The organism is Escherichia sp. SCLE84, from assembly GCF_012584495.1.
Classification (GTDB): Bacteria; Pseudomonadota; Gammaproteobacteria; order Enterobacterales; family Enterobacteriaceae; genus ECMA0423.
In genome coordinates this window covers 4,882,420-4,894,168 of record NZ_CP051430.1, presented here as the reverse complement: position 1 = coordinate 4,894,168, position 11,749 = coordinate 4,882,420, and the positions used below count along the sequence as shown (strand labels likewise).

The window sequence follows — 11,749 nt, the reverse complement described above, 5'->3', positions numbered from 1 at the left end:
CGATACCAGACTCGAACAAAAATCAGTAATCCAGCGTTATTGAATGCTGATTCGTAACGCTGCCGCCGTCGCAAAAGGACTTAATGTCGCGGTGCCTGCCAGCAACGCGCCTAAAATTGCCAGATACCCGTCAACGGGCAAATGCATGGAAGCCGCGTCCATCGCGGCGGTGGCGAAGATGAGTAATGGGATAGTCAGCGGTAACACCAGTATGCTGAGCAGCACACCACCGCGCTTAAGTCCCACTGTCAGCGCCACGCCCGGTGCACCGAGAAAGCCAAGCGTAGGCGTTCCCAGCAGCAGCGTCAGCGCCATCACTTGCCAGCCATAAACATCCATTCCCAGTAGCATTGCTACCAGTGGCGAAAGGATGAGTAACGGCAGACCGGTTACCATCCAGTGCGCCATCACCTTCGCCAGCACAACGGCGGGCAAGGGTAACGGCAACAACATCAATTGTTCAAGACTGCCGTCCTGCAAATCGTCACGGAACAGTCGTTCCAGCGCCAGCAAGGATGAAAGCAGCGCAGCAACCCAGATAATGCCCGGTGCAATACGCGCCAGCAGTTGCGGCTCCGGACCGATACTGAGCGGAAAAAGGGTAATTACAATCAGGAAGAACCACAGCGGGTTGGCGATTTCGGCGCTATGGCGAAACGCTACACGCAGCTCAAGACGGAAAATGCGCCAGAACATCATGCGGCCCTCGTTTGCGTCAGTGAAATGCGGCGAATTTTACTTTCAGCAACGTTGAGCGGCTGGTGGGTAGTCAGAATCACAATCCCCCCCTGCTCCGTATGCTGCGCCATACGCTGGGTCAGACGATCGACGCCGTTAACGTCAATCGCGGTAAAAGGCTCGTCGAGGATCCATAACGTGGCACGGGTCAGCCACAGACGCGCTAAAGCGACGCGGCGTTGTTGCCCGGCCGAGAGCTGATTTACAGGAATATCTTCGAATCCGGCAAGCCCGGCCTGCGCCAGGGCTTCCAGACATTGTGCGGTATCGCCATCGCGATGATAAAAGTGCAGATTTTCTAACGCCGTCAGCCGGGTTTTGATCCCCGGCTGATGGCCTATCCATAACAGGTTTTGATGGTAGCTGTCGCGTACCTGATGCAAGGGCTGCCCTTGCCAGAGAACCTCGCCTGCGTCAGGGCGAGACAACCCCGTCAGCAAACGGAGAAGCGTTGTCTTCCCCGCGCCGTTGCTACCGGTGATTTGTACCCACTCTCCTGCGTTCAGCGTAAATGACAAGCCACTAAATAAGGTTCGTTCATCCCGCTCACAAAGTAACTCTCTGGCTTCAAGCATACCCACGCAATAACCCTGTTAAAAACCTGGCTCGACTTCACGCATATCGGGCAGCTTGTGCGCTATCCCTTTATGGCAATCAATACAGGTTTGCCCATCTTTCACCGCCTGGTCATGCATCTTCGCGGCAACCGATTTCTGGGCGGTTGTATCCATATACTCGAAGTTGTGACAGTTACGGCACTCCTGCGAGTTATTGTCCTTCATGCGCCGCCACTCATTCTGTGCCATCGTCAGACGATGAGCTTCAAATTTCTGCGGCGTGTCAATAACGCCAAAAATTTTACCATACAGCTCTTTACTTGCTTTGAGCTTGCGTATCATCTTCGGCACAAACTCGTGCGGAACGTGACAATCCGGACAGGTCGCACGGACGCCGCTACGGTTGTTGTAGTGCACGGAATCCATGTATTCCTGATACACCGTGTTGCGCATTTCGTGGCAGCTAATGCAGAACTCTTCGGTATTGGCTTTTTCCATCCCGGTGTTAAAGCCACCCCAGAAGACGATGCCGCCAACAAAACCGATCAACAGCAGCGTCCCCAGCGCCAGACGGCTGGGGGTACGCCACCATTTCCACAGGCGCTTAATCAGACCAGGCTTACGGTCAGAATTTCCCATAATAACCTCTTATTTCCCGTAACCTTTTGATGGGGTAAAGGTATTCCCCACGATTGGCGCGGTATCGGCCTGCGGTACGTGACATTGCAGACAGAAATAACGACGCGGAGCCACTTCCGCGCCCACTTTGCCGTCGCTGTCCATAAAGTGAGTAGGACTGATACGCGGCGCGCCAGTGGTGCGATAACTTTCGACACCGTGGCACTGCAAGCAGCGGTTGGTATTGGTCGTTACCTGATAACCTTCAACGCTATGCGGGATCATTGGCGGCTGATTCACATAGTTCAGCGGCATCCGTTCCTGCTCTTTTGGCATCCGAATGGCCCCTTCCTGTGTCCCGGATACTTCCGGCGACTGGCTAAAATCGACGCCATTAGCCGCCCAAACCGCGCCGCTTACCACCAGGGCCAGCATCGCCGTCCATTGACACAGCGCTTTCTTCAGGTCATGGCTTTTCATGATTTCGCTCCCGAACTCCATCGTGTAGTTATTGTAAATACATCCTCAGAACAGACATCCACGCAGCGACCGCACGTCATGCAATCGCGGCTGGTGACCTGCACCGGGCTTTGTTCATCCAGCACCGGGGCACGTAGCACATGCGGTTCCGGGCAAACATGAAAACAATCCATACAGCGGTTACATTTCTGCCGATCGGTGGCCGCAACGGTAATCACACCTTTGCTACCCAGCACGCCATACAGCGCGCCAACCGGACAAATGTGCCCGCACCAGCCGTGTTCAACGACCAGTAGATCAAATAAAAACAGCGCGAGAATAAGCAGCGCGCCGCTGCCGAAGCCCATTACCAGGCTGCGCCCCATCAGAGAAACGGGGTTGATCCATTCCCAAATGAGCGTGCCAGTTAAGGCTGATCCCACCAGAATGACCACCAACAGCACGTAGCGAATGTGGCGAGGGATCGTCGCAGACTGATTGAGGTCAAAGCGCCTGCGTAACCAGTTCGCTAAGTCGGTAATCGGGTTCAGCGGGCAGACCCAGCTGCAAAATAATCGCTTTCCCGCCAGGGCGTAGAGCACGGTGATAATCACCGCACCGGTCAACGCCACCGTGGCAGGCAGATGACCACTGGCAAGACTTTGCAGCGTCATCAGCGGATCGGTCAGCGGAACGGTGTCGAATAACAGGCTACTGCTGTAGTTGCCGTGCAAGATCCACACACCAAACCATGGACCGCTCAAAAACATCCCCAGCACGAAGAACTGACAAAGGCGACGTAACACCAGCCAACGGTGACTGCGCCACCAGCCTTTTTTCTCCAGCGCCTCGCGCCCGGCGTCACGTTTACGATTTGCCATTGTTCCCCTCCAGCCAACCGAAGCGGTAATGGTGACCTAACTCCCCTTTCGCCAGTGACAGCGGTAACACCTTGATTGCCGGTTGTTCCAGCACGCATACTTTTTCGCACTTACCGCAACCGGTACAGGCGTCGCTGTGAACCGTCGGCAGAAAGCGGGCGTGCTTACCGGTACGCGTGTTGCGCTCCAGCTCCAGGGTGATGGCCTCATCAATTTTCGGGCATTCGCGATAACAAACATCGCAGCGCAGCCCCTGAAAGTTGAGACAGTTTTCCTGGTCCACCAGTACCGCCAGCCCCATCCGCGCGTCGTCGATCGATTCAATCTCACGATCCAGCGCACCGCTTGGGCACACTTTGGCGCACGGAATGTCCTCACACATTTCGCAAGGAATATCCCGTGCGACAAAATATGGCGTGCCCGCCGACAGGCCAGAAGCCAGCGTCGCCAGTTTTAAGGTGTCGTAAGGGCAAGCCTGAACACACTGACCGCAACGCACACAGGCACTGGCAAAGGCGTTCTCGTTTATGGCTCCGGGCGGGCGCAACCGCACGCCAGATGCGCGTGCGGTTTGCTGTTGTAACCCCAGCGCCACACCCACGGCAGCCAGCCCGCCTGCTGTGCGAACGACATCGCGCAGAAAGCGGCGGCGACCATTTTGAGGTTTCGCTGACCGGGACATAATGGCTTACACCTTCTCCAGTTTGACCGCGCACTTCTTGAAGTCCGTCTCTTTCGAGAGCGGATCGGTCGCATCCAGCGTCAGTTTGTTAACCAGCTGTGCGGCGTCGAAGAACGGCATGTACACCAGGCCCTGTGGCGGACGGTTACGACCGCGCGTTTCAACAATCGAGATCACTTCGCCACGGCGAGAAACCACTTTCACTTTGTCGCCACGGCGCAGATCGCGCGCTTTCGCATCCAGCGGGTGAATAAACAGAACCGCTTCCGGGAAGGCGCGGTGCAGTTCCGGCACACGGCGAGTCATACTGCCGGTGTGCCAGTGCTCCAGAACGCGTCCGGTAGAGAGCCACAGGTCGTACTCTTCATCCGGTGCTTCCGCCGCCGGTTCGAACGGCAGTGCGAAGATCACCGCTTTGCCATCCGGTTTACCGTAGAACTTATAGCCTTCGCCCGCTTTCACGTACGGGTCGTTACCTTCGCTGTAACGCCACTGTGTTTCTTTACCGTTCACCACCGGCCAGCGCAGACCGCGCGCTTTGTGGTAGTCATCGAACGGCGCGAGATCGTGACCGTGACCGCGACCAAACCATGCGTACTCTTCGAACAGCCCTTTTTGCAGATAGAAGCCCAGCTCGCGGGATTCATCGTTCAGCTGATCTTCCGCCAGTTCGGATACCGGGAATTTGCTCACTTCGGGGGTGGCATACAGAACTTCGTACAGCGTTTTGCCACGCAGTTCCGGTTTCTTCGCCAGCAGCTCTTCCGGCCATACTTCTTCAGTTTTGAAGCGGCGGGAGAACTGGACTAACTGCCAGAGATCCGATTTCGCTTCGCCCGGTGCCTGTACCTGCTGACGCCAGAACTGAGTACGGCGTTCGGCGTTACCGTAAGCGCCCTCTTTCTCTACCCACATTGCGGTCGGCAGGATCAAGTCGGCTGCCAGCGCACTGACTGTCGGATACGGATCGGAGACAATGATGAAGTTGCGCGGATCGCGCCAGCCCGGCATACGCTCTTCATTAATGTTCGGCCCGGCCTGCATGTTGTTGGTACACATGGTCCAGTAAACATTCAGCTTGCCGTCTTTCAGTGCACGGTCTTGTGCCACCGCGTGCAGACCGATTTTCGCCGGAATGGTGCCGCTCGGGATATTCCACTTCTTCTCGCAAATATCACGGTGTTTCTCGTTAGTCACCACCATGTCCGCAGGCAGACGGTGAGCAAAGGTGCCCACTTCACGCGCAGTACCACACGCGGAAGGCTGCCCGGTCAGGGAGAACGGACCGCAACCCGGCTGGGAAATTTTGCCGGTCAGCAGGTGCAGGTTGTAGACCAGGTTGTTGGCCCACACGCCACGAGTATGCTGGTTGAAGCCCATCGTCCAGTAGGAGATGACTTTCTTGTTCGGATCGGCATACAGCTGCGCCAGTTGTTCTAACTGGTCTTTCGGCACGCCGGTCATTTCGGCAGTTTTTTCCAGCGTATACTCGGCAACGAAGGCTTTGTAATCTTCAAAGCTCATCGGTTCGGAGGCGTCAGAACCTGGATTCTTCGCTGCTTTTTCCAGCGGATGGGTCGGACGTAAACCGTAGCCGATGTCCGTCGCCCCTTTGCGCAGGTTAACGTGCTTGCTGAAGAAGTCCTGATTTATCGCATTGTTTTGAATGATATAGTTGGCGATGTAGTTCAGGATCACCAGGTCAGATTGCGGCGTAAAGATGATGCCGTTATCCGCCAGCTCAAAGCTACGATGCTGGTAGGTTGAAAGCACCGCCACAGTGACGTCCTGGTTAGAGAGACGACGGTTAGTGATGCGTGACCAGAGGATCGGGTGCATCTCCGCCATGTTTGCGCCCCACAGCACAAACGCGTCAGCCTGCTCGATGTCGTCATAGCAGCCCATCGGCTCATCCATACCAAAGGTACGCATAAAGCCAACTACTGCCGACGCCATACAGTGACGTGCGTTCGGGTCGATGTTGTTCGAACGGAAGCCCGCTTTGAACAGCTTGGACGCGGCATAACCTTCCCAGATAGTCCACTGACCAGAACCGAACATACCGATCGATTCCGGTCCTTTTTCTTTCAGGGCGGTTTTGAATTTCTCTTCCATCACATCGAAGGCCTGATCCCAGGTGATTGGGGTAAATTCGCCTTCTTTGTCATATTTACCGTTTTTCATACGCAGCAGCGGCTGCGTCAAACGGTCTTTACCGTACATGATCTTGGGCAGGAAATAGCCCTTAATGCAGTTCAGGCCACGGTTAACCGGTGCGTCCGGGTCGCCCTGACAGGCCACCACACGCCCCTGCTGCGTTCCGACCAGAACGCCGCAACCAGTACCGCAGAAACGGCACGGCGCTTTATCCCATTTAATGGCTTCCTGCTGACCAACAACGGCGCGGGCAACGCCCGGCACGCTGAGACCGGCAGCCGCCGCAGCGGCCGCAACGGCGTTAGCTTTCATAAAGCTACGACGACTGAGTTTCATGGTGTTTCCTCACCTTGCTCTTCCTGCTGGTGATAAACCAGCGACACCGCCAGCACGCCCTCTACGTTGCGTACTGACTCAATGGTTTGGATCAGCGTTTCGCTGTCTTCTGCTTCCACCACCACAATCAACTGACCGCTCGGCGCGTCGCTGACAGCAACTTCACAGCCGGGAAAGGCGTTCAGTTGGGTGCTGATGTCTGAAATTCGTTCGCTTTTGGCCTGCACGACCAGGCTGCAAACTTGCCAGTTAGTGTGCATGGAGATACTCCGCAGTTATGGCTGATACCGGACAGCTGGCTGCACATGCTCCACATCCGTTGCAAAGTTGGCTATTAAGTTGCGGCTGGTAGATCCCGGAGAGCGTCGGGCGAAAGATAATTGCCATTGGCTCACAGCTATCCTGACAGCGGCGGCATTCAACTGACTGATACGCCAGGCACGCGTCCCCAATGGTGAACTGCAAATCCCAGGCCCTGGTGTGGCGCGGAGAAAATAGCGATTCGGGGCAAGCCTGCGCGCAGGCGTAACAGAAGCTGCACTCGTTATTTTTGAAATTAACGCTCGGATAGCCGCCCGCGCCGCGTTGCAGAATGTTGTTTTCACAAGCATTAATACAGGCGTCGCAACGGGTGCAATGGGTCAGAAAATGAGATTCATCACCGGACCAGGGCGGACGGATACCGTTACTGGCTTTGCGCCAGCGACCAGTGAGTATGCCCCGACGGGATGCATCAATCTTCACATTGACCTTCCATCATTAACGCGCTCTGAAAATTGAGAGCGACCAAATAAACCGCATAATTAATAAGCCATTTTTATAGCCGCTAAGATATTAAAGGATGTGTCAAAGATGCATACCCCGATCGGGGTAAAACCTGTAGCAGGATCAAAAGAGTGGCGGGAAGCGTGGCAAAAACGGGCTTTTGCTCACATTTCAAATGGTTATAAACATATTTATATAGCGATTAATTCACCAGAGATATTTCTGCTGGTTTGCTCCCTCATCAGAATTTAACACTAAAAGAGCAGGTAAAATTGTCTGAATGTTCTTTAAGTTATTCATAAAGCAAATTAATAAATCTGATGAATATGTTAACCTTCAGCGACATCATCGGTGAAAACCTATAAATGAAGAAGGAAAGCAAAAAAATGAAGACCATTCTACCTGCAGTTTTGTTTGCCGCTTTCGCTACCACTTCCGCCTGGGCGGCAGAAAGCGTCCAGCCACTGGAAAAAATCGCGCCTTATCCACAAGCTGAAAAAGGGATGAAGCGTCAGGTGATTCAGTTAACCCCGCAAGAAGATGAATCTACCCTGAAAGTAGAACTGTTAATCGGTCAGACGCTGGAAGTCGATTGCAATTTGCATCGTCTCGGCGGGAAGCTGGAAAGCAAAACGCTGGAAGGCTGGGGCTATGATTATTATGTCTTTGATAAAGTTAGCTCGCCGGTTTCCACGATGATGGCCTGCCCGGATGGCAAGAAAGAGAAGAAATTTGTCACCGCGTATCTGGGCGATGCTGGAATGCTGCGTTACAACAGCAAGCTGCCGATCGTGGTGTATACGCCAGACAATGTAGATGTGAAATACCGCGTCTGGAAGGCGGAAGAGAAAATTGACAACGCGGTAGTTCGCTAAACTGCTGTGAAGTGCGTCACCCCGTAGGTCGGATAAGGCGGTCACGCCGCATCCAACATCTAACGCCCGAGCCGGTTGCCTGATGCGACGCTGGCGCGTCTTATCAGCATACGCCACATCCGGCATACCATGCCGGATGTGGCACATCATTACAACGCAATATCCGCCACTTCTTTTTGAACGGGTTGCGGTTTCAACTGCGGTTTTGGCGTACTATCTGCTGCCTGCGGCTTGTCGTATTTCAGCCCCAGCACTTCGCTGGTGTACTGCAACTCGCGTTCTGTTGCCGCTACATCACCGTTCAGCTTGCGTCCATAAGACGGAACGATCGCTTTCAACGTAGCCTGCCATTGCGGGCTGGAAACGCGATCGCCAAATACTTTTTCCAGCAGATCCAACATAATCGGCGCGGCGGTTGACGCCCCTGGCGATGCCCCCAGCAGCGCGGCAATGGTCCCTTGCTGGTCACTGACCACTTCAGTACCCAGACGCAGTACGCCACCTTTCTCGGCATCACGCTTGATAATCTGCACGCGCTGCCCCGCTTGCCACAAACGCCAGTCCTCTTTTTTTGCCTGCGGATAGTACTCTTTCAACGCTTCAAAACGATCCTCTTCACTCAACATCACCTGACTCACCAGATATTTCACCAGATCGAAATTATCCAGCCCGACGTGCATCATCGGCATCACGTTAGAGGTGGTGGTGGAACTCATCAGATCCCACAATGAACCGTTTTTGAGGAATTTGGTTGAGAAGGTGGCAAATGGCCCAAACAGCACTACGCGTTTACCGTCCAGAACGCGGGTATCGATATGCGGAACCGACATCGGTGGTGCGCCAACGGATGCTTTACCGTAAACCTTCGCCAGATGGTGATTAACCACGTCTGGATTTTCCGAAACAAGGAACTGTCCGCCCACCGGGAAACCGGCGTAGTCTTTCGCTTCCGGAATCCCCGATTCCTGTAACAGCTTCAGCGCCGCACCGCCCGCGCCGATAAAGACAAATTTGGCACGAATGTTCTGTGCAGTGCCATTTTTCAGATCGGCAACGGTAACGGTCCAGGTGTTATCGTCATTACGCTTTAGGGCGCGGACTTCGCTGCTGAGTTGCAGCGAGAAGTTAGATTTCTTCTGCAAGGAAGCAATTAACTGGCGGGTGATCTCGCCGTAGTTCACATCGGTACCAATTTCCGTACGCGTGGCTGCCACTTTCTGTTGCGGATCGCGCCCTTCCATCACTAACGGTGCCCACTCTTTGATCTGCGCGTGATCTTCAGAGTAACGCATACCGCGAAACAGCGAGCTTTGTTGCAACGCGGCGTAACGGGCGCGCAGGAAATTAACGTTATCCTCGCCCCAGACAAAGCTCATATGCGGAACGGTATTGATAAATGAACGCGGAGTACGCAGCACGCCGCGCTCAACCTGGTGCGCCCAGAACTGGCGGGAAATCTGAAATGCTTCGTTAATGGCGACTGCTTTTTCAATACTGATGCTGCCATCGGCGTTTTGCGGGGTGTAGTTCAGTTCCATCAGTGCAGAATGCCCGGTTCCGGCGTTATTCCAGCCGTTCGAACTCTCCTGCGCGACACCCTCCAGGCGCTCCACCATGGTCATCGACCATTCAGGCTCCAGCTCGCGTAAATAGGTCCCCAACGTGGCGCTCATAATGCCGCCGCCAATCAACAGTACATCAGTTTCCTGCTCCTCGGACGCTTTCGCTTTTGCCGCCATCGAAACGGCATTAAGCCCCACGGCCATCGAGAAGAGCATGGCAGTCACTTTTTTCATCTTGTTAATGCCTTACTTTTAGTCGCTTTATTGCAGGTGAGATTTGCGCGGCATCAACGGTAACACTTAAGTAACAACATTTAAATAATGTTTATAAATTATATTCTACTTTTAGAAACATTATAATTTCGTTGATTAATTATAGGGTTATTAGAAATGAAGGGATTTTTAGCATATTGACCTGACGGCAGCAGTCCGCCAGGTCAGCGTCGTAATATTATGCCGTCCGGGCAACGGCATCACGCGAAGCGGCATCGCGCTCTTCGCCCGTCAGCTCGCTAAGTTGCCCGTTGCGCATTTCCAGCAGGCGGTCGGCGTGGATAAAGTAATGATCATCATGACTGATGGCGAAAATAGTTTTACCCATCTCCTGCATCAGCGGCAGCAACACCTGATAAAACTCACGACGGAAGTGTGGATCCTGATCCGCCGCCCATTCATCCAGCAGGATAATATCGCGTTCTTCTGCCAGCGCCAGCAACAGCGCCACGCGTTTTTTCTGCCCTTTTGATAACTTCAGGTTAACAATACGCCCGTTGCTTAACTCAAGCTTATGAGCCATTTTCAGCTGCGCCAGCCACTTCTCAACCAGTTGCGGGTTAGCGGGTTTACCCTCCGGCCCCAGCAGTTGATCAAACAGCCAGACATCGGTAAACACTGCCGAAAACAGTTTGCGATAATCTTCCGGTTGTTCGCCGCTGACAGGTTTGCCATCCAGCAAGATTTCGCCGCTTTGTGGCTGATACAAGCCCGTCAACAACATCGCCAGCGTCGATTTTCCGCTACCGTTGCCGCCAATCAGAAACAGCAGCTCGCCACGTTTGATGGTGAGATTAATCGGACCAACGGAAAACGCGTTATCCTGATAAGCAAACGTCACGTTACGCAGCTCCAGCGTTTGCCAGTTGGGAAACGCCTGCGGGCGCGGAAACTCTGCTTTGAAAGGCGCGAGCGCGAATTTGTTCAGCTTGTTAAACGCCACCTGCGCCGTCAGCAGCGTCGGCAATGCGCCAACCGCCGAAAGCAGCGGCGTACGCAGGAATAAAAGCGTCAACGAATAGGTCGCGGCAACGTTGGTATCAGCCCAACCGAGACTGTTCGCCATCCAGAACACCAGGCCGATTGCGCCCAACATCATGATGTTTGACCAGTTCACGGCGCTAAGATGGAAGGTGTCTGCGCGGATAATATGGTGGCGATACTCTTGCGCATCAGGAATGTAGAGGTTGTTAAACACATACTCGGCGCGTTCCCGGTTCAGAGTCAGCTCTTTGCGCCCTTCGAGTACAGTTTGAAAATCCGTATACAGCTTGTCTTCGGTTTCACGCAGGGTCGCCATATGTTTGTACACCCGCGCCACCAGTACAAAACCACCCCAGATGGTGATCGCCATCCAGATAGCCGTTACCAGCAACATTTTGCCCGACAGCATCCACAGATACGCCGCGGAACCGATAGTGAGAATGATCCCCTGCACCAGTTCCGGAAGACGCACAAAAGCAATGGTGATATTGCGCACATCGCTGGTTAATCCCGCCAGCAACGAGGCGCTACCGAGTTGTTCAATGCGCTCGACGTTGGTATCCAGAATCCGCTTGATAAATTCACTACGCAGTCGGTAAACGAAGTGATGCCCCAAAGTGGTGAGCGCCAGTTGCGATCCGAGAGTGACTGCCATCAACAGCAGCAATAATCCCAGAAACTCCGGCAATACCAGCAGACTGGTATCCGCCGTTTCGATAAGGCGCTGATTGATAAAAGCAATTAAGCCAATGCCTAATGCCGCACTGGCGAGGCTTAGCGCCATCACACTGATAAATGGCCAGCGATACTGCCGCCAGACAAGTACAAGAAGTTCCATGCAGAAAACCCGGACAATGAATTA

At 53.9% G+C, this 11,749-nt stretch carries 13 protein-coding genes; 2 read left to right on the top strand and 11 right to left on the bottom strand.

The window, feature by feature from the left end:
• Positions 1–36 precede the first annotated feature (36 nt).
• The 9 genes from ccmB to napF are packed head-to-tail and all read right to left on the bottom strand — an operon-like array spanning position 37 to position 7,172.
• Positions 37–699, bottom strand: coding sequence for a heme exporter protein CcmB (gene ccmB, locus HGD79_RS23725; protein ID WP_000971730.1), 663 nt, complete (start codon positions 697–699; stop codon positions 37–39).
• A complete protein-coding gene (ccmA, locus tag HGD79_RS23720; RefSeq protein ID WP_000525587.1) occupies positions 696–1,319 on the bottom strand; it encodes a cytochrome c biogenesis heme-transporting ATPase CcmA in 624 nt (207 codons plus the stop codon). The genes ccmB and ccmA overlap by 4 nt, the downstream gene beginning before the upstream one ends.
• A 12-nt stretch (positions 1,320–1,331) precedes the next feature.
• A complete protein-coding gene (napC, locus tag HGD79_RS23715) occupies positions 1,332–1,934 on the bottom strand; it encodes a cytochrome c-type protein NapC (protein ID WP_000528376.1) in 603 nt (200 codons plus the stop codon).
• Positions 1,935–1,943: 9 nt separating this feature from the next.
• Complete coding sequence (gene napB / locus HGD79_RS23710; protein WP_000835177.1) at positions 1,944–2,393, bottom strand: nitrate reductase cytochrome c-type subunit; 450 nt, start codon at positions 2,391–2,393, stop codon at positions 1,944–1,946.
• Positions 2,390–3,253: a quinol dehydrogenase ferredoxin subunit NapH gene (gene napH, locus HGD79_RS23705; protein ID WP_000013515.1), complete on the bottom strand. Its 864-nt coding sequence runs from the start codon at positions 3,251–3,253 to the stop codon at positions 2,390–2,392. Before napH ends, napB begins: the two co-directional genes overlap by 4 nt.
• Entirely contained in the window at positions 3,240–3,935 is a 696-nt protein-coding gene (napG, locus tag HGD79_RS23700; protein WP_000091291.1) for a ferredoxin-type protein NapG, read from the bottom strand. Before napG ends, napH begins: the two co-directional genes overlap by 14 nt.
• A 6-nt stretch (positions 3,936–3,941) precedes the next feature.
• On the bottom strand, positions 3,942–6,428 hold the full coding sequence (gene napA, locus HGD79_RS23695) for a periplasmic nitrate reductase subunit alpha (RefSeq protein ID WP_000778047.1): 2,487 nt from the start codon (positions 6,426–6,428) through the stop codon (positions 3,942–3,944).
• On the bottom strand, positions 6,425–6,688 hold the full coding sequence (gene napD / locus HGD79_RS23690; protein WP_000557378.1) for a chaperone NapD: 264 nt from the start codon (positions 6,686–6,688) through the stop codon (positions 6,425–6,427). Before napD ends, napA begins: the two co-directional genes overlap by 4 nt.
• Positions 6,678–7,172, bottom strand: a complete 495-nt coding sequence (napF, locus tag HGD79_RS23685; RefSeq protein WP_000686723.1) for a ferredoxin-type protein NapF — start codon at positions 7,170–7,172, stop codon at positions 6,678–6,680. Before napF ends, napD begins: the two co-directional genes overlap by 11 nt.
• Positions 7,173–7,280: 108 nt before the next feature.
• On the opposite strand from napF, the gene yojO reads away from it, so the two are divergent.
• Together yojO and eco are read left to right on the top strand one after the other, a co-directional pair.
• Positions 7,281–7,445, top strand: a complete 165-nt coding sequence (gene yojO / locus HGD79_RS23680; protein ID WP_001296837.1) for a protein YojO — start codon at positions 7,281–7,283, stop codon at positions 7,443–7,445.
• A gap of 113 nt (positions 7,446–7,558) precedes the next feature.
• A complete protein-coding gene (eco, locus tag HGD79_RS23675; RefSeq protein ID WP_000712252.1) occupies positions 7,559–8,068 on the top strand; it encodes a serine protease inhibitor ecotin in 510 nt (169 codons plus the stop codon).
• 149 nt (positions 8,069–8,217) lie between these two features.
• Here eco and mqo read toward each other — a convergent pair whose 3' ends face one another.
• Both mqo and yojI read right to left on the bottom strand, forming a co-directional pair.
• Entirely contained in the window at positions 8,218–9,864 is a 1,647-nt protein-coding gene (gene mqo / locus HGD79_RS23670) for a malate dehydrogenase (quinone) (protein ID WP_000758074.1), read from the bottom strand.
• A gap of 217 nt (positions 9,865–10,081) precedes the next feature.
• A complete protein-coding gene (gene yojI / locus HGD79_RS23665; protein ID WP_000422226.1) occupies positions 10,082–11,725 on the bottom strand; it encodes a microcin J25 efflux ABC transporter YojI in 1,644 nt (547 codons plus the stop codon).
• Positions 11,726–11,749: the final 24 nt, after the last annotated feature.